Annotated in this window: 17 protein-coding genes; 12 read left to right on the top strand and 5 right to left on the bottom strand. The window is 71.9% G+C overall.

All coding sequences use genetic code 11. The features are described from left to right. Window positions 1-168 precede the first annotated feature (168 nt). Complete coding sequence (locus ACH41F_RS37530; protein WP_398839533.1) at window positions 169-1,032, top strand: hypothetical protein; 864 nt, start codon at window positions 169-171, stop codon at window positions 1,030-1,032. Between the two features lie 307 nt (window positions 1,033-1,339). Here the strand turns inward: ACH41F_RS37530 and disA are convergent, their stop codons facing one another. Together disA and radA are read right to left on the bottom strand one after the other, a co-directional pair. Beyond that, entirely contained in the window at window positions 1,340-2,464 is a 1,125-nt protein-coding gene (gene disA, locus ACH41F_RS37525; RefSeq protein WP_391241544.1) for a DNA integrity scanning diadenylate cyclase DisA, read from the bottom strand. An 81-nt stretch (window positions 2,465-2,545) separates the two neighbouring features. Continuing rightward, window positions 2,546-3,955 (bottom strand): DNA repair protein RadA, encoded by a 1,410-nt coding sequence (radA, locus tag ACH41F_RS37520; RefSeq protein WP_391241541.1) that lies wholly within the window; start codon window positions 3,953-3,955, stop codon window positions 2,546-2,548. Between the two features lie 195 nt (window positions 3,956-4,150). Here radA and ACH41F_RS37515 point away from each other — a divergent pair, with 195 nt between their 5' ends. After that, a complete protein-coding gene (locus ACH41F_RS37515; protein WP_391241538.1) occupies window positions 4,151-5,836 on the top strand; it encodes a hypothetical protein in 1,686 nt (561 codons plus the stop codon). A gap of 12 nt (window positions 5,837-5,848) precedes the next feature. On the opposite strand, the gene ACH41F_RS37510 is transcribed toward ACH41F_RS37515, so the two are convergent. Then, window positions 5,849-6,739 (bottom strand): hypothetical protein, encoded by an 891-nt coding sequence (locus ACH41F_RS37510; RefSeq protein WP_391241535.1) that lies wholly within the window; start codon window positions 6,737-6,739, stop codon window positions 5,849-5,851. Between the two features lie 71 nt (window positions 6,740-6,810). On the opposite strand from ACH41F_RS37510, the gene ACH41F_RS37505 reads away from it, so the two are divergent. The 4 genes from ACH41F_RS37505 to ilvD all read left to right on the top strand — a co-directional run bounded on the left by ACH41F_RS37505 (window position 6,811) and on the right by ilvD (window position 11,577). Further along, on the top strand, window positions 6,811-7,743 hold the full coding sequence (locus tag ACH41F_RS37505) for a Ppx/GppA family phosphatase (RefSeq protein ID WP_391241532.1): 933 nt from the start codon (window positions 6,811-6,813) through the stop codon (window positions 7,741-7,743). 440 nt (window positions 7,744-8,183) lie between these two features. Continuing rightward, entirely contained in the window at window positions 8,184-9,008 is an 825-nt protein-coding gene (locus ACH41F_RS37500) for a TIM barrel protein (RefSeq protein WP_391241529.1), read from the top strand. Next, window positions 9,005-9,613 (top strand): TetR family transcriptional regulator, encoded by a 609-nt coding sequence (locus ACH41F_RS37495; RefSeq protein ID WP_391241526.1) that lies wholly within the window; start codon window positions 9,005-9,007, stop codon window positions 9,611-9,613. The genes ACH41F_RS37500 and ACH41F_RS37495 overlap by 4 nt, the downstream gene beginning before the upstream one ends. A 110-nt stretch (window positions 9,614-9,723) precedes the next feature. Next, window positions 9,724-11,577 carry a dihydroxy-acid dehydratase gene (ilvD, locus tag ACH41F_RS37490; RefSeq protein WP_391241523.1) on the top strand — a complete coding sequence of 618 codons (1,854 nt, stop codon included), beginning with the start codon at window positions 9,724-9,726 and terminating at the stop codon, window positions 11,575-11,577. 50 nt (window positions 11,578-11,627) lie between these two features. Here the strand turns inward: ilvD and ACH41F_RS37485 are convergent, their stop codons facing one another. Further along, window positions 11,628-13,724, bottom strand: a complete 2,097-nt coding sequence (locus ACH41F_RS37485; protein ID WP_391241520.1) for a PQQ-binding-like beta-propeller repeat protein — start codon at window positions 13,722-13,724, stop codon at window positions 11,628-11,630. A gap of 181 nt (window positions 13,725-13,905) precedes the next feature. Here ACH41F_RS37485 and ACH41F_RS37480 point away from each other — a divergent pair, with 181 nt between their 5' ends. From ACH41F_RS37480 to proC, 6 genes are all read left to right on the top strand, one after another. Further along, entirely contained in the window at window positions 13,906-14,226 is a 321-nt protein-coding gene (locus ACH41F_RS37480) for an SH3 domain-containing protein (protein ID WP_391241518.1), read from the top strand. A gap of 482 nt (window positions 14,227-14,708) precedes the next feature. Beyond that, the gene (locus tag ACH41F_RS37475; RefSeq protein WP_391241515.1) at window positions 14,709-15,212 is read left to right on the top strand and encodes an EamA/RhaT family transporter; all 504 of its coding nucleotides are present in this window, start codon (window positions 14,709-14,711) and stop codon (window positions 15,210-15,212) included. A 61-nt stretch (window positions 15,213-15,273) separates the two neighbouring features. Next, window positions 15,274-16,035 (top strand): class I SAM-dependent methyltransferase, encoded by a 762-nt coding sequence (locus tag ACH41F_RS37470; protein ID WP_398839532.1) that lies wholly within the window; start codon window positions 15,274-15,276, stop codon window positions 16,033-16,035. Between the two features lie 277 nt (window positions 16,036-16,312). Then, window positions 16,313-17,128 (top strand): ATP-binding cassette domain-containing protein, encoded by an 816-nt coding sequence (locus ACH41F_RS37465; protein ID WP_391241510.1) that lies wholly within the window; start codon window positions 16,313-16,315, stop codon window positions 17,126-17,128. Next, complete coding sequence (locus ACH41F_RS37460) at window positions 17,125-17,925, top strand: ABC transporter permease (RefSeq protein WP_398839531.1); 801 nt, start codon at window positions 17,125-17,127, stop codon at window positions 17,923-17,925. Before ACH41F_RS37465 ends, ACH41F_RS37460 begins: the two co-directional genes overlap by 4 nt. Before the next feature lie 107 nt (window positions 17,926-18,032). Beyond that, a complete protein-coding gene (gene proC / locus ACH41F_RS37455; RefSeq protein WP_391241506.1) occupies window positions 18,033-18,842 on the top strand; it encodes a pyrroline-5-carboxylate reductase in 810 nt (269 codons plus the stop codon). Window positions 18,843-18,887: 45 nt separating this feature from the next. Here the strand turns inward: proC and trpS are convergent, their stop codons facing one another. Next, window positions 18,888-19,907, bottom strand: coding sequence for a tryptophan--tRNA ligase (trpS, locus tag ACH41F_RS37450; protein ID WP_398839530.1), 1,020 nt, complete (start codon window positions 19,905-19,907; stop codon window positions 18,888-18,890). Window positions 19,908-20,464 lie beyond the last annotated feature (557 nt).

Genomic DNA, 20,464 nt, shown 5'->3' with positions numbered 1-20,464 from the left:
GAGGGTAGTTGAGCGGAGCGAATAATCACGTTCCGCGACCGTCCGATGCTCGCTCCGACGGACGGCGGGGCCGCGCGGGTCGGCTCCGGAATGATGATCCGGAAAAGTTGTCGTCCCCGGCGGCGGGTGGGGGCAGCGAAGACGCCGATCTCTCGTACAGTTTGCGCCGTGGGATCTCTGCGCAATCCGGTCGGGCCGCTTCCCTCCTCCATCTACTGGCGACGGAGGGCCGTACTGCTGTCCGTGCTGGCCCTGTTGGCGTTGCTGATCGCGTGGATCGTCTCCACGGGCGGCGGCGGCAGGAACGGTGCCGACGGGACGAACGACAAGAATCCCTCGCCCTCGACCATCACGCCGGGGCCGACCGGTTCCGGTCCCGCGATCAGTCAAGCGCCGGGCGGGCGCGACGAGTCGACGGCGGGCGGGGACTCCAGCGGCTCCGGATCCGGCTCCGGCTCCGACGACGGTTCCGGGTCGTCGTCCGGCTCCGGTTCCGGTTCCGGTTCCGGTTCCGGTTCCGGCGGCGGGTCGGGCTCGGGTTCCGGCGCGGGCGGCTCGGACGGTGCGGCCAGTGGCGGTACCGGCAGCGGGGTCGGCCAGGGCGACACGGTCCCCGCCGGATCCACGCTGCCCAACTGCACGGCCGGAGCGGTGAAGTTGACGGTGCGCAGCCTCCACAACGGGTACGGGCCCGGCGAGACGCCGACGCTCCTGGTGACCGCCGAGAACTCCTCCAAGAGCGACTGCAAGGTCGACCTCGGGCCCAAGAGCGCGGTTTTGACGATCACTCAGGCCGCGGAGGACGACGAGTACTGGTCCTCCGCCGACTGCCCCAAGTCCGCGGGGAGCCTTGTGTTCCGGGCGCCGGCGGGGAGCGACATCACGTACACCGTGAAGTGGGACCGCAAGCCGAGCGCGCCCAAGTGTGCGACGCCGCCCGCGGGGTCGGCCGGGGCCGGGACGTATCTGGTGGAGCTGAAGGCACCGGGATACGCGAAGGTGCAGACGTCGTTCGTGCTGGAGAGCGACTGATTTGAGGCCCGTTCAGGCTCGACCCCGCTTCGGTGGGGGCCCGTTGCCGCTTGACCTTGCTCGCGCGGGTGTGGGCCGGTTGCGCGTGACGTCGTTCGGGTGGAGGCCCGTTCAGGCTCGACCCCGCTCCGGTGTGGGCCCGTCTCCCTCGGGCGTGAGCCGGTTGCGCCCGACCTCGCGCGGGTGCGGGCCCGTTCGGGCCTGACCTCCCTCGGGCGCGGGCCGGTTGCGGCCCGGCCCCCCTCCGGCGCGGGCCCGTCGCACCGGTCCCGCAGGACCCCGCGCCTTTGCGAGGCCCTAGGCGTTCCTACACGTACCGTTCCAGGATCGAGCTCTCCGCCAGCCTCGACAGGCCCTCGCGTACGCTCCGTGCGCGTGCCTCGCCGACGCCGTCCACCGTCTGGAGGTCGTCCACGCTCGCGGCCAGCAGCTTCTGCAAACCGCCGAAGTGGTCCACCAGGCGGTCGATGATCGCTCCGGGCAGCCTGGGCACCTTCGCCAGCAGGCGGAAGCCCCGGGGCGACACCGCCGAGTCCAGGGCCTCCGGAGAGCCCGTGTAGCCCAACGCCTTCGCCACCGTGGAGAGTTCCAGCAGCTCCGCGTGGGTCAGCGCGTCCAGCTCGTACAGCGCCTCGTCCACCGTGCGGGAGCGCTTGGCGGTCGGCTCGGGGACGTAGTCCCGCACCACCAGCTCGCGTTCGGGCTCGACGCCGGCGATCAGCTCGTCCAGCTGGAGTGACAGAAGGCGGCCGTCCGTGCCGAGTTCGACCACGTACTCCGCGATCTCCGTCGCGATACGGCGGACCATCTCCAGGCGCTGCGCCACGGCCGAGACGTCCCGGACCGTCACCAGGTCCTCGATCTCCAGCGCGGACAGCGTGCCCGCGACCTCGTCGAGGCGGAGCTTGTAGCGCTCCAGGGTCGCGAGGGCCTGGTTCGCGCGGGACAGGATCGCCGCCGAGTCCTCCAGGACGCGGCGCTGGCCGTCGACGTACAGGGCGATCAGGCGCATCGACTGGGAGACCGAGACGACCGGGAAGCCGACCTGTTTCGAGACGCGGTCCGCGGTGCGGTGGCGGGTGCCCGTCTCCTCGGTCGGGATCATCGGGTCGGGCACCAGCTGGACGCCGGCCCGCAGGATCTTCGACAGGTCCGAGGACAGGACGATGCCGCCGTCGAGCTTGCACAGCTCACGCAGGCGGGTGGCCGTGAACTCGACGTCCAGGACGAAACCGCCCGTGCACATCGGCTCCACGGTCTTGTCGAATCCGAGCACGATGAGTCCGCCCGTGTTGCCGCGGAGAATCCGCTCGAGGCCGTCGCGCAGGGCCGTGCCGGGTGCCACGGCGCTCAGTGAGGCGCGCATCAGGCCATCGGCACCGGAGCTCCCACCGGACTTTCCGGGAGCTGCTGCCCGGTCGTTGGCTGCCACTGCACTCCTCCGGTCGCAGGTTCTTGGGGGCTCCCCTTTCGCACCTTCGGTTCGTACGGACGGGCGAGACCAGGGCAAAGTCTACCGGCGCTCCTCCTCGTCCCGTGGGGCCTCTCTCCGACGAGAGCGCGGAAGGACCCTCAGAGCGTCCCCTATGTCCGCGACTTCCAGGACCTTCATGCCGGTGGGGATCTTGCCCGGGTCGCCCGGCACGAGCGCGTGCGTGAAGCCCAGACGGTGTGCCTCGGCCAGTCGGCGCTGAACCCCCGTGACCCGTCTGACCTCGCCCGCAAGGCCCACTTCGCCGATCGCGACGAGGTTCTTGGGCAGCGGGGTGTCGCTCGCCGCCGACGCCAGCGCGAGGGCGATGGCGAGGTCCGCCGCGGGTTCCGACAGCTTCACCCCGCCGACCGTCGCGGAATAGATGTCCCGTTTGCCGAGGGCGCTGATTCTGCCCCGCTGCTCCAGGACGGCGAGCATCATCGAGACGCGGGAGGTCTCCAGACCGGACGTGGTGCGCCGGGGGGAGGGGATCTGGGAGTCGACGGTGAGTGCCTGGACCTCGGCCACGAGAGGGCGGCGGCCCTCCAGGGTGACCGTCAGACAGGTGCCCGGGACCGGTTCGTCACGACGGGTCAGGAAAAGTCCGCTCGGGTCGGTAAGGCCCGTAATGCCCTCGTCGTGCAGTTCGAAGCAGCCGACCTCGTCCGTCGCGCCGTAGCGGTTCTTGACGCCCCGGACGAGGCGCAGGCGCGCGTGCCGGTCGCCCTCGAAGGAGAGCACGACGTCCACCAGGTGCTCCAGCAGGCGCGGGCCCGCGATGGCGCCGTCCTTGGTGACATGGCCCACCAGGAGCGTGGACATGCCGCGCTCCTTGGAGACCCGGATCAGCGCGCCCGCCACCTCGCGGACCTGGGCCATGCCGCCGGGGGCGCCGTCGATCTCCGGGGAGGCCACCGTCTGCACCGAGTCCAGGATGAGCAGGGACGGCTTCACCGCGTCCAAGTGGCCGAGGACGGCGGCCAGGTCGGTCTCGGCGGCGAGGTAGAGATGGTCGTCGATGGCCTTGATGCGGTCGGCCCGCATCCGGACCTGGCTGGCGGACTCCTCGCCCGTGACGTACAGCGTGCGGTGCTCCTCGCTCGCCGACTTGGCCGCGACGTCCAGCAGGAGCGTGGACTTGCCGACGCCGGGCTCGCCCGCGAGCAGGACGACCGCGCCGGGGACGAGGCCGCCGCCGAGGACCCGGTCCAGCTCGGGCACGCCGGTGGGGCGGGCGGTGGCCTGGCGGCTGTCGACCTGGCCGATGGGCAGGGCGGAGGTGGTGACGCGGCCCGGGGCCGTCGTGCGCACCGCGGGCGCGCCGTACTCCTCGACCGTGCCCCAGGCCTGGCATTCGGGGCAGCGGCCGAGCCACTTCGCCGTCTGCCAGCCGCACTCGGTGCAGCGGTAGGCGGGGCGGTCCTTGGCGGTCTTCGTACGGGCAGCCATGCACGAACCGTAACGGGCGACACTGACAATGCCCGGCGCCGACCGGGAGCGCCCGGTGCTTACCGGCCACCGCCGTCAAGAACCGGCCACGGAATGCGGGGTTCCTGTCCCCTTATGAGGGATCGTTTCACCCGTACGGAGTAAAAGTGCTCAAGGGGCAGGAAGGGGCGATCGCAGGCGTCCTACGGTCCACGGATGATGAGCAGCAGTCCGGAGACCTCGACCCGCACCACCGGCGCGCACCGGGCGCAACGGGAGGCGCGTGACCGCGGTGCGGCGCGCACGCTGGCGCAGCGCACGCCGGCGCGCTACGAGCCGTACCTGGACGGCCTGTTCACCTACTGCCTGTCCGTGCTCTGCGACCACGACGCGGCCACCGCCGCCCTCGGCGACGCCCTCGCGCTCGCCGAGCGGCGCCGCGACCCCGAGGCGGCCGGGGACCGCCGGGCCTGGCTGTACGCGCTGGCCCGCTGGGCCTGTCTGCGCAAGCTGACCGAGGCCAAGCAGAAACGTCAGGCCACCCACGCCGCAGGGCGTCACAGCCCCGCGAAGCAGCCGTCCGCGCCAGTCTCCGAGGAGGTCCAGGAGGAGCGCCGACGCGAACTGGCCCTGCTCGCCTGGCCGGAGGCGGCCGGCACCACCCCGGAGCAGCGCGAGGCGCTGGAACTCGCCGTGCGCCACCACCTCGCCGCCCACGAGGTCGCCGCCGTCCTCGGCATGGAACTGGCCGCCGCGCGGGAGCTGCTCGCCTCCGCCGCCTGCGAGGTGGAGCGCACGCGCGCGGCGCTCGCCGTCGTGGAGACCGGCACCTGCCCGGGCGTCGCCCGGCTCACCGGCGAGAACCAGCTGGTGCTCAGCACCGCCGTGCGCCGCGAGCTCGTGCGGCACGTCGACGACTGCCCGCAGTGCCGCCGCACCGCCGAACGCGCGGTCGCCGGCCGCTGGCCCGGCACCGTCGTCACCCCCTCCGAGCTGCCCGTCCTCCAGGCCCCGCGCGCGACACTGCACGTCGCCATGGCGCACTTCCCCCGCGCGGCCGCGCCCCGCTTCGACCGCCGCGGCTTCCCGATGGACCCCAAGGACCACGCGGCCCGCCGCGACCGTCTGCGCGCGCGTGCCGTCACCACGACCGTCGTCGCCACCGTCGTCGCGGCCCCGGTGCTCGCCCTCTGGGCCGCCTACCGGGGCACCCCCACCGCCGAGGGCACCGACGGCCGCTCCGCCACCGCCAGCGAGGCGCACGGCCCGGACAGCCTGGACGGCGACGCCGCGGGCGGCTACGAGAACGCGGGCAACGCCAGCGACCAGCCCGCCGGCCGCTTCACCAAGGGCGGCGGCCCCGACGTCTCGGTGAAGGTCATCAGCGTCGCCGGCGCCGGCAAGAAGGGCGCCGGACACCTCCAGGTCGAGGCCGGCAACAGCGGCGACACCACGCTGATCACCCTCACCGCCACCGGCGACGCCTCCGTCCGCTGGTCCGCGAGCACCAGCGCCTCCTGGCTCTACCTCAGCGAGTCCTCGGGAACCCTGGAACCCGGTGAATCGTTGACGATCAAGGTGTACGTCGACCATCTGCGCGAGCCGTCCGGCTACTGGAGCGCACGGGTGGCCGTCGCACCCGCCGGCGCCGTCGTCTCCATCGAGGGCTACGGCACCGCGCCCTCCCCGACCGACCCCGGCACCCCCGTCGACCCGCCCCCGTCCACCCAGGACCCGGACCCGACCCCCACGACCTCGGCCCCCACGGACCCGAGCCCCAGCGACCCGCCGCCCTCGACGTCCGGGCCCGACCCGACGCCCACGCAACCCATGCCGTCGGACCCGGCGAGCTCGGCGCCACCGCCCAGCGACAGCGGCGACCCGAGCCCGTCGACGTCGTAGCGCGCGCCGGTGCTAGCCGACCGGGTCCGCGGGGTGCGGGGCCACCAGGGGCAGCTGCGCGGCCAGCCGCTGCTCGCACAGCTCCACCAGCCGGTCGTAGCCCGCCTTGCCCATCAGCTCGGTCAGCTCCGGCCGGTAGGAGACGTACACCGGGTCGCCCGCGCCGTGCGCCGAGGTCGCCGAGGTGCACCACCAGTGCAGGTCGTGGCCGCCCGGACCCCAGCCGCGGCGGTCGTACTCACCGATCGACACCTGGAGCACCCGGGTGTCGTCGGGCCGGTCGATCCACTCGTACGTCCGTCGCACCGGAAGCTGCCAGCAGACGTCCGGCTTGGTCTCCAGCGGCTCCCGGCCCTCCCGCAGCGCCAGGATGTGCAGCGAGCAGCCCGCGCCGCCGGCGAACCCGGGACGGTTCTGGAAGATGCACGAACCGTTGAAGGGGCGGGTCTGGCGGTCGCCGTCCTCGTCCTCCGAGATCCAGCCGTGCTCGGTGCCCTCGTCGTGGAACTGCCAGATCTCCGGAGTGAGTCTGGCCACATGTCCGGCGACCCGCTTCTCGTCGTCCTCGTCGGAGAAGTGGGCGCCCAGCGTGCAGCACCCGTCGGCCGCGCGGCCCGCCTGGATGCCCTGGCAGCCGCTGCCGAAGATGCAGTTCCAGCGCGAGGTCAGCCAGGTCAGATCGCAGCGGAAGACCTGCTCGTCGTCCGCCGGATCAGGGAACTCCACCCACGCGCGCGCGAAGTCGAGCCCCTTCTCGTCGCCCGCCAGGGCCCGCTTCGCCTTCTTCGATGACTTCGGTGAGGCCGGTGACGCCGGTGATCCCGGCTCCGACCTCACCGGCGACTTCGCCTGCGAAGGACTGCCGGAAGATTTGTCGGCCTTCGCCTTTTTCGTCTTTGGCACGTGTCCAGGGTAAGTGGCTTGGCAAGACTCCGAGCACTGCCGACCACGCAGGTGGCAGTAGCGTTCCGTACATGAGACTCGGTGTCCTCGACGTGGGATCGAACACGGTGCATCTGCTGGTGGTGGACGCGCACCCGGGCGCCCGCCCGCTGCCCGCGCACTCGCACAAGGCGGAGCTGCGCCTTGCCCAACTCCTCGACGAGGACGGGGCGATCGGCCCCGAGGGGATCGACAAACTGATCCGTGTCGTCAAGGAGGCCCTCCAGGCAGCCGAGGACAAGGGCGCCGAGGACGTGCTGCCGTTCGCCACCTCCGCGGTGCGCGAGGCCAGCAACGCCGACGACGTCCTCGCGCGCGTGCAGGCCGAGACCGGCGTCCGGCTCCAGGTCCTCACCGGCGCCGAGGAGGCCCGGCTCACCTTCCTCGCTGCCCGCCGCTGGTTCGGCTGGTCGGCGGGGAAGCTGCTGGTCCTCGACATCGGCGGCGGCTCCCTGGAGATCGCCTACGGCCTCGACGAGGAGCCCGACGCGGCGGTCTCGCTGCCGCTGGGCGCCGGTCGGCTCACCGCGGGCTGGCTGCCGGGCGACCCCCCGGACCCGGAGGACGTAAGGGCGCTGCGACGCCATGTCCGCGCCCAGATAGCCCGGACCGTCGGCGAGTTCACCCGCTTCGGCGCCCCGGACCACGTGGTCGGCACCTCCAAGACCTTCAAGCAGCTGGCCCGTCTCGCCGGTGCCGCCCGCTCCGCCGAGGGCCTGTACGTCCAGCGCGAGCTGAAGCGGGAGTCCCTGGAGGCATGGGTGCCGCAGCTGGCGGGCATGACGACCGTGGAGCGCGGGGAGCTGCCCGGGGTGTCCGAGGGCCGCGCGGGCCAGCTGCTCGCGGGTGCCCTGGTGGCCGAGGGGGCGATGGACCTGTTCGGCGTGGAGACCCTGGAGATCTGTCCGTGGGCGCTGCGCGAGGGCGTCATCCTGCGACGGCTCGATCACATGGGCTCCGCGTGACGCACGCGGGGGAGTACGGCACCGCCCGAGCGACCCCGCACGCATCCGCACGCGCGCGTGGCGTGCACTACGACGGCGAGCAGGCGAACGGCACGCGCGCGTGGCGAGCACCACAGCGATGAACAGCCGCCCCGCACGCGTGGGGCGAGCGGCGCCCGGCACGCGCGCGTGGCCGGCACCGCAACGGCGAACAGGCGCCCTGCACGCGGGCGTGGTGAGCACGACGACAGCGAACAGACGCCTCACACACGTACGGGCGCCCCGCGTGCGTGGCGAGCACCACAACAGCGAACAAGCGCCCCGCACCCGTACAGGCGCCCCGCGCGTGCGTGGCGCGCACCCCAGCAGCCAACAAGCGTCCCGCACGCGCGCGTGGCGAGCACCACAACAGCGAACAGGGACCCCGCACCCACCCGACCCGACCCTTTAGGCTGGCCCCCGTGGCAGAACCAGTCGTACGGATCCCGGATGCGAAGGTGGCGCTCTCCACGGCCTCCGTCTACCCGGAGTCCACGGCGACGGCCTTCGAGATCGCCGCACGCCTGGGCTACGACGGCGTCGAGGTCATGGTGTGGACCGACCCGGTGAGCCAGGACATCGAAGCGCTGCGCCGCCTCTCCGACTACCACCGGATCCCCGTCCTCGCCGTCCACGCCCCGTGTCTGCTCATCACGCAGCGCGTGTGGTCCACCGACCCCTGGGTCAAGCTCCAGCGTGCCCGGGCGGCCGCCGAGAAGCTCGGGGCGTCCACGGTCGTCGTGCACCCGCCGTTCCGCTGGCAGCGCCAGTACGCCCGTGACTTCGTCAGCGGCATCTGGCGGATGGCGAACGAGACCGACGTCCGCTTCGCCGTCGAGAACATGTACCCCTGGCGCTACCGCGACCGCGAGATGCTCGCGTACGCCCCCGACTGGGACGTGACGAAAGAGGACTACCGCCACTTCACGATCGACCTCAGCCATTCGGCGACGGCCCGTTCCGACGCGCTGGAGATGGCCGACCGGATGGGGGACCGCCTCGGCCACGTCCACCTCGCCGACGGGCGGGGCTCGGCCAAGGACGAGCACCTCGTCCCGGGGCGCGGCACCCAGCCGTGCGCCGAGCTGCTGGAACGTCTCGCCCTGACCGGGTTCGACGGCCATGTCGTCATCGAGGTCAACACCCGGCGGGCGATGTCCAGCGCCGAACGTGAGGCCGACCTGGCGGAGGCGCTGGCGTTCACCCGCCTCCACCTGGCGTCGCCGGTGAAGGTGCCGAGGCCGTGACCGGCCCGGTCGCCGCGCGCGGACGGGGCCGCCCCCCTCGTACGGAGTCGGCCGACACCCGCGACCGCATCCTGACCGCGGCCCGCGAGGAGTTCTCCGAGCGGGGCTACGAGAAGACGTCGGTGCGCGCGATCGCGAAGGCGGCGGGCGTCGACCCGGCGCTGGTGCACCACTACTTCGGCACCAAGGAGCAGGTCTTCGAGGCGGCGATCGAGTTGGCCGCGGCGCCCGCGTTCGGCGCGGGGGAGGCGGTCGCCGACGGCCCGCTGGAGGGCGTCGGCGAGCGTCTGACCCGCTTCGTGTTCGGCGTCTGGGAGAACCCGGCCACCCGTACGCCCCTGCTGGCGATCGTCCGCTCCGCGGTCAACAACGAGACCGCGGCCGCCGTCTTCCGCCGCATCGTCGCCTCCCAGCTGATGCGCCGTATCGCCGCCCAGGTCGATCTGCCGGACGCCGAACTGCGCGCCGAGCTGGCGGCCGCGCAGTTGGTGGGGACGGCCATGCTCCGGTACGTGATCAAGGTGGAGCCGCTGGCGTCGGCGGACGTGGAGCAGATCATCGCGCGGCTGGCGCCGGTGGTGCAGGGTCACCTGACGGACCCGTGAACGCCGCGTGAGGTGAGACGGTCGTCCCGTATGACGGACATGGTGTCCGCACCCTGGATGACCGGCGTACGCTCGATATCAGCCCTATCTGTCTGAAGGAGCGAGCGACGATGCCCGAGCTGAGGTCCCGCACAGTCACCCACGGCCGCAACATGGCGGGCGCCCGCGCCCTTATGCGTGCCTCCGGTGTACCCGGCGCGGACATCGGACGGAAGCCGATCATCGCCGTGGCCAACTCCTTCACCGAGTTCGTGCCCGGCCACACCCACCTCCAGCCGGTCGGCCGGATCGTCAGCGAGGCGATCGTCGCGGCCGGCGGCATCCCGCGCGAGTTCAACACCATCGCGGTGGACGACGGCATCGCCATGGGCCACGGCGGCATGCTGTACTCCCTGCCCTCCCGCGACCTGATCGCGGACTCGGTCGAGTACATGGTCGAGGCCCACTGCGCCGACGCCCTGATCTGCATCTCCAACTGCGACAAGATCACCCCGGGCATGCTCAACGCCGCCCTGCGGCTGAACATCCCCACGGTCTTCGTCTCCGGCGGCCCGATGGAGTCCGGCCGCGCCACGCTGGTCGACGGCTCGGTCCGCACGCTCGACCTGGTCGACGCGATGTCCGACGCCGTGAACGACAAGATCTCCGATGAGGACATGCTCCGCATCGAGGAGAACGCCTGTCCGACCTGCGGCTCCTGTTCCGGCATGTTCACGGCCAACTCGATGAACTGCCTGACCGAGGCCATCGGCCTCTCCCTGCCGGGCAACGGCTCCACCCTGGCCACCCACACCGCCCGCCGCCGCCTCTACGAGGACGCGGCGCGCACGGTGATGGACATCACCCGCCGCTACTACGAGCAGGACGACGAGACGGTCCTGCCGCGCGCGATCGCCTCCTTCGCGGCCTTCGAGAACGCCATGGCCCTCGACATCGCCATGGGCGGCTCGACCAACACGATCCTGCACCTGCTGGCGGCGGCCCAGGAGGCGGGCGTCCCCTTCGGTCTGGAGGAGATCGACGCCGTCTCCCGCCGGGTCCCGTGCCTGGCGAAGGTGGCCCCGAACGTCGCCAAGAACCGCACGTACTACATGGAGGACGTGCACCGCGCCGGCGGCATCCCCGCCCTGCTCGGCGAACTGCACCGCGCGGGTCTGCTGCGGGAGGACGTCCACTCGGTCCACAGCCCGTCCCTGGCTGACTGGCTGAAGACCTGGGACGTGCGCGGCGGCTCCCCGTCGCCCGAGGCGGTCGACCTGTGGCACGCGGCCCCGGGCTGCGTCCGCTCGGCGGAGGCCTTCTCCCAGTCGGAGCGCTGGGACACGCTCGACGAGGACGCCGAGGGCGGCTGCATCCGCAGCGCCGAGCACGCGTACTCCAAGGACGGCGGCCTGGCGGTTCTCAAGGGCAACCTCGCGGTCGACGGCTGCGTGGTGAAGACGGCCGGCGTCGACGAGTCCATCTGGACCTTCGAGGGCCCCGCGGTCGTCTGCGAGTCCCAGGAGGAAGCCGTCCAGAAGATCCTCACCCAGCAGGTCAAGGAGGGCGACGTCGTCGTCATCCGCTACGAGGGCCCCAAGGGCGGCCCCGGCATGCAGGAGATGCTCTACCCGACCTCGTACCTCAAGGGCCGCGGCCTCGGGAAGGCCTGCGCCTTGGTCACCGACGGCCGCTTCTCCGGCGGCACGTCGGGTCTGTCCATCGGCCACGCGTCCCCCGAGGCCGCGGCCGGCGGCACGATCGCCCTCGTCGAGGACGGCGACCGCATCCGCATCGACATCCCGGGCCGCACCATCGAGCTCCTCGTCGACGACGCCGAGCTCGCCCGCCGCGACGCCGCGCTGGGCGGGGTGTACGCCCCGAAGAACCGCGAGCGCAAGGTCTCGGCCGCGCTGAAGGCGTACGCCGCGATGGCGACGAGCGCGGACAAGGGCGCGGTGCGGGACGTCTCGAAGCTGGGCTGAACCGGGTCGCGTTCAGCGGGGCCGTCCCTTCCGGGGCGGCCCTTCCCGTGTCACCAGGCGGTGGGGGAGCGGGGGTCGACCGCGAAGACGGTGCCGTCGGGGGCGGCTGCGTAGAGGTGACCGGCGGCGAGGACGGGGACCGGCAGGGACGAGGTGACCTGGTCGGTCTCCCGGCCGAGCCGCAGCGGCGTCTGCCCGACCAGCTCTCCGTCGTCGGCGGAGACGGCGAGCAGCCGCCCGTCGGGGGCGGTGACGTAGACGTGGCGGCCGTCGGTCACGGGCGCCGAACTCTGGCTCACCGACGTCTCCAGCGCCCACAACCGCTTCTTCGCGGCCATGTCGACGGCCACCATGGAACCGCCGGCCCCCACGAGATAGACGATGTCGCCGTGCACGGTGGCCTGCGCCTGGTCGGCGGGCGCGGCCAACGCCACCCGCCGGGAGGCCTTGGACGTGGTGTCGTAGCGGACCACGGCGCTCGCCGCGTCGTAGTAGCCACCGCCGGCCAGGAAGAAGACGCTGTCGGCCGAGGCGCCGACAGGACTGAGCCTGCCGTCGAGCCGCTCGTCCCACCGCACCTCGCCGGTGGCCGGATCCACCGCCGTGACACGGGTGCGTGCTCCGCCGGCCGCACTCGTCGTGGCGTACGCCCAGGGGCTGCCGGGGAACACGTCGAGGTACTGGGCGTTCAACCCGGGTATCCGTCGGCTCCACCGGGTCTCGCCCGACGCGCTGTCGACGCCGGTGACCTTGCCGTCCTTGCCCGTCAGCAGCAGCATGCCGCGCGCGTGCACGAAGCTGCGATAGGCGGAGACGTCCAGCTCCCAGCGCGTGCCGCCCGACGCCGGATCGAGCGCGAGGATCCGCTTCCCCGCGTGCGTCAGCACATGGACCAGGCCCCCGGACAGAACCGGCGCCCCACCGGCGGCCTCTCCCTTGCCGAGCGCGTGCCGCCACAGCACCCGGCCGTCGGCCGGATCGAGCGCGGTGACCAACCCGGTCTGCGTGCACAGCAGTTGTCGTGGCCCGTTCGCACACCGGGGGAGGCCGCCGTCCTCGCCCGCCGGCTTCTCGGCCCACGGGCTGAAACGAGCGACCGTGGTGGAGGCCGGGCCGCTCTTCGCCGAGGTGCCGTCCTCGTTCAGGAACGGGAGCGAGACCAGGGTCACGAGGACGGCGAGGACCAGTGCCCCGGCCCCGAACACGACCGCCTTCCACGAACGCCGCCTGGGGGAGGGCTCGTTGTCCTCGGTGCGCCGCTCCGGCCCGGGTCTGTCGACGGTCCGCTGCGCGGGTATGAACGTCTGCGTGTCGTACGAGGCCGCGACCGACCGCAGCTCCCGCATCAACTCGTCGGGCGTGGGCCGGTCCTCGGGCTCCTTGGCCAGACACCGCTCGACGAGCGGCGCGAGGTTCTCCGGTACGCCGGTCAGGTCCGGCTCGTCGTGCACGACCTGGTAGGCGACGACATACGGGCTGTCGGAGTCGAACGGCCCACGCCCCGTGGCCGCGTGCACGATCACCGAACCCAGCGCGAAGATGTCGGCGGCCGGCCCCACCTCCCGGGGGCGCCGGAACTGCTCGGGCGCCATGAACGGCGGCGTGCCGATCAACTTCCCGGTCTCGGTGCGTAGTTCGCTGTCCTTCGGCCGGGAGATACCGAAGTCGATGACCTTCGGACCGTCCTCGGCGAGCAGGACGTTGCTCGGCTTGAGATCACGGTGGACGACACCGACCCGGTGGATGTCGCGCAGCGCCTCGGCGAGCCCGGCCATCAGCCGCCGCAACTGCGCTGCGGTCATGGGGCCGTTCCGCTTCACCTCGTCGGAGAGCGTCGGCCCCGGAATGAACAGGGTGGCCATCCACGGCCGGTCGGCCTCGGGGTCGGCGTCGACGACCGGCGCGGTGAACGCCCCGCTGACCTTCCGCGCGGCCGCCACCTCCTGCCGGAAACGGCCCCTGAACTCCGGGTCCTTGGCGAACTCGGCATGCACGATCTTCACCGCGAGCGTCATCCCCGAGGCACTGCGGGCGCGGTGCACGACACCCATGCCACCGGACCCCAGACGGGACTCCAGACGGTAGTGACCGGCGTAATCGGGAAGTTCCGCTTCCGCGCCCGCTCCGGCGTTGTGATGTGGCGCCATGGGACCACCCCCGTGCTGTTCGTCCGCGCGCGCGACGCACGGAGCCTAGTCGATGACTCGTACGAGTCAGAGGCGGCTTGCTAGCGTTCGTGTTCGAGTCGCGCACGTCTGTTCAGTGACGTGACGCAGGGGAATCAACGGGGCCCACGGCATGCGTGGGGCTCAACGGGGGAGGACTTTCATGTCTGTTGACAGCATCGAAGAGGCCGAGGGCAACGAGCGGGAGACCGCCGTGGCCACGGCCACGACCGTGCGCTACTACTCGATCGCCCCGGGCGTGCGGCTCAACGTCCGCAGCGGTCCCGGCACCGGCTACCCGATCGTGGACGTCCTCCCCGAGGGCTCCAAGGTCGCGATCATCTGCCAGACCCCTGGCACGAACGTCACCGGTCCCTACGGCACGACCAACATCTGGGACTCGATCGCCAACGGCAAGTACGTCTCGGACGCCTACGTGAACACCGGCAGCGACGGCTACGTCCGACCCCGCTGCTCCGTGTGACCCACGCGACCAGTACGTGAGGGACCGGATCGCCGACGCCTGCCCGAAGGGGCCGACCCGGCGATCCGCCTCCGGAACGCCACAGCCGGACGCCGGACACCGAGCACCACGATCACGGGCCCGTACGGGTCGGCTGCTCCGTGTGACCCACCCGACCAGTACGTGAGGGACCGGATCGCCGACGCCTGCCCGAAGCGGCCGACCCGGCGATCCGCCTCCCGGACGCCACAGCCGGACGCCGCACACCGAGCACCACGATCACCAGCCCGTACGGGTCGGCAGCGTCGAGTTCGTCTCGGACACCCACGTCCGGACCGGTGGCGACGGTCACGTCGCCCCCCGATGCGCCTGACGCACTCCCCGTACGGAGGCCTCGGTGGCGGTGCCGAGACCGGCGACTAGGCTCTGGCGGCGACGGCCACGCGACCGCCCGCAGCCGAGCCCCCGCGGAGCCCGCGCCCATCCGCAGCCATAATCGACGCGTGAGCGACGAACACGGCACCCAGGCAAGCGCGGGCCCCCCGACCGGCCCCCGCCCGGAACCCATCCGCTTCTTCGGCACCACATGGGTCGACCACACCGACGGCTACACCCTCCGCCGAATCGGCGCGGCCGTCGGCTCCCTCGCCGTCGCGGTCCTCTCCTGCCTGGTCCTGCGCTTCGCCTTCCAGGGGCTCCAGATCGCGGACATCGGCAGCTTCGTGACCCTGCTCATGGTCGTCATGTTCGCGATCTGCAGCGCCCTCGCCTTCCGCCACACCTGGAGCGGCTTCACCCGGCGCGCCGACCCCGACCGCCAGGCGTCCCTGCGCGGCCTGCTCGCCATCGGCTTCGTCGGCTCCCTCCTCGCCTACTTCCTCCGCTCCCTCACCGAGGCCCCGGGCGAGAAGCTCCACCGCGCGGAGTACGAGGACGCCGTCCAGCAGTACGAGAAGCGCACCTCCCGCCGTACCGGCAACCCCTCCAAGAAGCGCCGCCGCTCCTGACCGGCCCCGCCGGACACCGAAAACCACCACCGCGCACCCCGGGCCCGGTCACCATGGCCGTATGACGGCTCCCTCGCACACCGACCGCGCCCACTGCTTCAACGCGGCCGCAGCCCAGTACGCGGCGAGCCGCCCCTCCTACCCGCCCGCCCTCTTCGACGCGATCGGGGACCTCGCCGGCCGCCCGCTCACCGGCTCCCGCGTCGTGGACATCGGCGCCGGCACCGGCATAGCGACCGCCCTGCTGCACGCCCGCGGCGCCGACGTGATCGCCGTCGAACCCGGCGCCGGCATGGCCGCCGAGTTCCGCCGCGGCCACCCCGACATCCCGGTCGTCCGCGGCGACGGCAACACCCTGCCCCTCGCCGACGACTCCGCCGACCTCCTCACCTACGCCCAGGCCTGGCACTGGACCGACCCGAGCCGTGCGCTCCCGGAAGCCGTCCGTGTCCTGCGCCCGGGCGGCGCGCTCGCCCTGTGGTGGAACACCGAGGCCCTCGACGTGCCTTGGATCGCCCAGGCCGCCCGCCGCGTCGAACGCCACCTCGGCCTGAACATCGCCGAGGAGAAACTGAACATCAACGCCCACGTGGCCGACCCCGCCGAGCGCCTCGCCTTCACCCGCCGCGAGGTCCGCTGGAGCCGCCGCGTCACCGTCGACACCCACCTCGCCAACCTCGGCAGCCACTCCACCTTCCTGGTCCAGAACGAGGAGACCACCGCCGCCTTCCTCACCGAGGAGCGCGCTCACCTCCTTCGCACCTTCCCGGACGGTGTCCTGGAGGAGGTCTACGACGTCATCCTGCTGCTCACCAAACCCTGAGCCCGACACGCGGGGCGGGAGGAGCGCGGCCCCCACGGACCCCTGGGTCGCCGGGCCCCTGGGCCCTGAGCAGGGCGGGGCGGCAGGACTGCCGGGCCGCCTGCCCGCCGGGACCGGGGCCCCGCGCAGAGCAGGCCGCCAGACCACGCACACGAACCGGATCACCCCACTCCGATCACCCCACCCCGATCACCCCGCTCCGATCCCCCTCCGCACGCCCGCCCCGCCGAACGCACCCCGCTTGACGCTGTCCACCCCCGGGAGCATTATTCATCACATGATGAATTACCCTTCCGAGCCACCCGACACCGGCACGGCGACCCTCCAGACCCCCGCCGTCCGAGCCGAGGGCCTCACCGTGACTCGCGGCCCCCGTACCGTCCTGCGCGGCCTCGACTTCACCGTCCCGCGCGGCCAGATCACCGGACTGCTGGGCCCCTCCGGATGCGGCAAGTCCACCCTCATGCGCTCCATCGTCGGCACCCAGGCCAAGGTCACCGGCACCCTCGACGTCCTCGGCCGCCCCGCCGGCCACGCCACCCTGCGCACCCGCATCGGCTACGTCACCCAAGCCCCCTCCGTCTACGACGACCTGACCGTCCGCCAGAACCTCGACTACTTCGCCGCGATCCTCGCCCCCGGCCACGCGGCCGCCGACCGACGGCACGCCGACGTCACCCGCGTCATCGAGGACGTCGACCTCACCAGCCACACCGACGCCCTCGCCGGCAACCTCTCCGGCGGCCAGCGCAGCCGCGTCTCCCTGGCCGTCGCCCTCCTCGGCACCCCCGAGCTGCTGGTCCTCGACGAGCCGACCGTCGGCCTCGACCCCGTCCTCCGCCGCGACCTGTGGGCCCTCTTCCACGACATCGCCACCCAGCGCGGAGCGACCCTCCTCATCTCCTCCCACGTCATGGACGAGGCCGAGCGCTGCCACCGCCTCCTCCTCATGCGCGAGGGCCGGATCCTCGCCGACGACACCCCCGACGCCCTGCGCACCCGCACCGGCACCGAGACCGTCGAAGCGGCCTTCCTGCACCTCGTCGACGAGGCCGTCGCGGCCGGACGCAAGAAGGAAGAGACCCCCCGATGAGCACCACGCCCACCACCACGCCCGCCACCACGCCGGTCACCCCCGCCCCGACGAGCGCCCTCAACCTCTCCCGCACCACCGCCACCGCGGCCCGCGTCCTGCGCCAGCTACGCCACGACCCCCGCACCATCGCGCTGATGATCCTCATCCCCTGCGTGATGCTGCTCCTGCTCCGCTACGTCTTCGACGGCAGCCCCCGCACCTTCGACAGCATCGGCGCCTCCCTCCTCGGGATCTTCCCGCTGATCACGATGTTCCTGGTCACCTCCATCGCCACCCTGCGCGAACGCACCTCCGGCACCCTCGAACGCCTCCTCGCCCTACCGCTCGGCAAAGGTGACCTCATCGCCGGCTACGCCCTCGCCTTCGGCACCCTCGCGATCATCCAGTCCGCCCTGGCCACCGGCCTCGCCGTCTGGTTCCTCGGCCTGGACGTCACCGGCAGCCCCTGGCTGCTCCTCCTGGTCGCCCTGCTCGACGCCCTCCTCGGCACCGCCCTCGGCCTCTTCGTCTCGGCCTTCGCCGCCTCCGAGTTCCAGGCCGTCCAGTTCATGCCGGCCGTGATCTTCCCCCAGCTCCTCCTCTGCGGACTGTTCACCCCGCGCGACAACATGCACCCCGTCCTGGAGGCCATCTCCGACGTCCTGCCCATGTCCTACGCCGTCGACGGCATGAACGAAGTCCTCAGGCACACCGACATGACCGCCGCCTTCGTCCGCGACGCGCTGATCGTCGCCGGTTGCGCCCTGCTCGTCCTGGCCCTGGGAGCGGCGACGCTGCGCCGACGCACGGCATAGCCGACCCCCACCGCCCACATCCCGCCAGCCGGACAGCCGAGCCGCACACCCACCCCCGGTGCGAGGATGAACCCCGGACGACGAGAACCCGGAGGGCACCCGCAGCCATGACCCAGAAAGTCGCAGTCCTCGGCACCGGCAAGATCGGCGAAGCCCTGCTCAGCGGAATGATCCGAGGCGGCTGGGCCCCCGCCGACCTCCTGGTCACCGCCCGCCGCCAGGAACGGGCCGAAGAACTCCGCACGCGCTACGGAGTCAGCCCGGTCACCAACGCCGAGGCCGCCAAGACCGCCGACACCCTGATCCTCACGGTCAAGCCGCAGGACATGGGCACCCTCCTGGACGAACTCGCCCCGCACGTCCCCACCGACCGCCTGATCATCAGCGGTGCGGCAGGCATCCCCACCTCCTTCTTCGAGGAGCGCCTCGCCACGGGCACCCCGGTCGTCCGCGTCATGACGAACACCCCCGCCCTCGTCGACGAGGCCATGTCCGTCATCTCCGCCGGCAGCCACGCCACCGCCGAGCACCTCGCCCACGCCGAGGAGATCTTCGGCGCCGTCGGCAAGACGCTCCGCGTCCCCGAGTCCCAGCAGGACGCCTGCACCGCCCTCTCCGGCTCCGGCCCGGCGTACTTCTTCTACCTGGTCGAAGCCATGACGGACGCCGGCATCCTGCTCGGCCTGCCCCGCGACAAGGCCCACGACCTCATCGTCCAGTCCGCGATCGGCGCCGCCACGATGCTCCGCGACAGCGGCGAGCACCCGGTCAAGCTCCGCGAGAACGTCACGTCCCCCGCGGGCACCACGATCAGCGCCATCCGCGAACTCGAGAACCACGGCGTACGAGCAGCCCTCATCGCCGCCCTCGAAGCGGCCCGCGACCGCAGTCGCGAACTGGCCTCCGGCAACAGCTGACCCCGCCCGGCCGCCCTCACCCCGGAGAGCGGCCCGGCGCACGCCCTACACGGTCACCGCGATATCCGCGGCCGCCGGCAGCAACCCGATCGCCCGGTACGCCGCATCGACGGTCGGCCGCGCCATCGCCCGAGCCTTCCGCGCACCATCCCGCAGCACCCCTTCCACATAGCCAGGATCCGCGCACAACGCCTTGTGCCTCTCCTGCACGGGCCTGAGGACCCCGACCACGGCCTCCGCGGTGTCCTTCTTCAAGGCGCCGTACGTCTCATATACACCGCTCAGCTCCTCCGGGTTCCCACCCGTGCACGCAGCGAGGATCTCCAGCAGGTTCGCGAGTCCCGGCCGCGCCTCCCGGTCGTACACGACCTCACGCCCGCTGTCGGTCACGGCCCGCATGACCTTCTTCCGCACCACGTCCGGCTCGTCGAGCAGATAGACGATCCCTGGCCCGGTGTCATCGCTCTTCCCCATCTTCGAGAGGGGGTCCTGAAGGTTCATGACCCGCGCCCCCACCGCGGGCGGCGTCGCCCGGGGCACCACGAAGGTGTGCCCGTAGCGCTGGTTGAACCGCACCGCGAGGTCTCGCGTCAGCTCCACATGCTGCGTCTGGTCGTCCCCGACCGGCACCTCGTCGGCCCCGTACGCCAGGATGTCCGCCGCCATCAGCACGGGATACGTCAGCAGCGACAGCCGCACGCTCCCGCCCCGCTCCCGTTCCCGCGCGGCCTTCTCCTTGTACTGGATCATCCGCCGCATCTCGCCGTCCGTGGCCACGCACTCCAGCACGTACGACAGCCGCGCGTGCTCGTCGACATGACTCTGTACGAACACGGTGCACAGCTCCGGATCCAGCCCCGAGGCCAGCAGCAGCGTCGCCGCCTGCCTGCTGAGCCGCTGCACCCGCGCCGGATCGTGGTCCACGGTCAGCGCGTGCAGGTCGACCACACAGAACAGGGCGTCGGCCTGGTGCTGATCGACGGCCGCCCACCGCCGCATGGCCCCGAGGTAGTTCCCCAGCGTCAGATGCCCGGTCGGCTTGATCCCACTGAAGACCCGTGTCATCTCTACTCCACTTCCTGGTCGAGACCGCCGCCCCTGGCGGCCGACCCTCAGGAGCTCTGGAGGGAGATACGAGAACGGCCGCCGAGGCGGCGGCCGTTGGATGCATACGTACGTCCGGCCGCCGTCAGGCGGCCCACCACTGCTGGGTGTACGTACGCGTCGTCATGGGGGCCAGGTTACGCCTCCAGGGACCGGTCCGGAGGTGAGTTGACACGCCTGGCCCGCCTACGTACTGTTCTCCGAGTTGTCCGACGTGAGCGCCGACCCCGGTCGGTCCCCGGACAGCCATTCCGCAAGTACCAACCACCAGTCGACTGCCGTCGATCCGGCTGCCGTCGTTGAATTGGTGTGCGTATTTGCGAAATGAGGAATCCGCGTTCGAAAGAACGCAGCCCCGATTAGCGCGGGGCAACGGAATCCGCTAAAGTCTCACTCGTCGGAACGGCCCAACAGCCGCGAAGGCAAGCCCCTCTGACTGGGAGTCAGGCCCGAAAGGATCTGATAGAGTCGGAACCGCCGGAAAGGGAAACGCGAGAGCGGGAACCTGGAAAGCACCG

Origin of the sequence: Streptomyces sp. NPDC020489 (assembly GCF_044386545.1) — a bacterium.
In the GTDB taxonomy this organism is placed as follows: Bacteria; Actinomycetota; Actinomycetes; order Streptomycetales; family Streptomycetaceae; genus Streptomyces.
The sequence above is the reverse complement of the archived record's forward strand: the minus strand, read 5'-3'. Positions and strand labels throughout refer to the sequence as shown.

Bases quoted from the DNA above. Each gene is read 5' to 3' on its own strand.
- radA (WP_391241541.1), bottom strand. From the start codon at position 3,955: ATGGCTGCCCGTACGAAGACCGCCAAGGACCGCCCCGCCTACCGCTGC.
- ACH41F_RS37485 (WP_391241520.1), bottom strand. From the start codon at position 13,724: ATGGCGCCACATCACAACGCCGGAGCGGGCGCGGAAGCGGAACTTCCC.
- ACH41F_RS37470 (WP_398839532.1), top strand. From the start codon at position 15,274: ATGACGGCTCCCTCGCACACCGACCGCGCCCACTGCTTCAACGCGGCC.
- ACH41F_RS37480 (WP_391241518.1), top strand. From the start codon at position 13,906: ATGTCTGTTGACAGCATCGAAGAGGCCGAGGGCAACGAGCGGGAGACC.
- ACH41F_RS37460 (WP_398839531.1), top strand. From the start codon at position 17,125: ATGAGCACCACGCCCACCACCACGCCCGCCACCACGCCGGTCACCCCC.
- trpS (WP_398839530.1), bottom strand. From the start codon at position 19,907: ATGACACGGGTCTTCAGTGGGATCAAGCCGACCGGGCATCTGACGCTG.
- ACH41F_RS37465 (WP_391241510.1), top strand. From the start codon at position 16,313: ATGATGAATTACCCTTCCGAGCCACCCGACACCGGCACGGCGACCCTC.
- ACH41F_RS37505 (WP_391241532.1), top strand. From the start codon at position 6,811: ATGAGACTCGGTGTCCTCGACGTGGGATCGAACACGGTGCATCTGCTG.
- ilvD (WP_391241523.1), top strand. From the start codon at position 9,724: ATGCCCGAGCTGAGGTCCCGCACAGTCACCCACGGCCGCAACATGGCG.
- proC (WP_391241506.1), top strand. From the start codon at position 18,033: ATGACCCAGAAAGTCGCAGTCCTCGGCACCGGCAAGATCGGCGAAGCC.
- ACH41F_RS37515 (WP_391241538.1), top strand. From the start codon at position 4,151: ATGATGAGCAGCAGTCCGGAGACCTCGACCCGCACCACCGGCGCGCAC.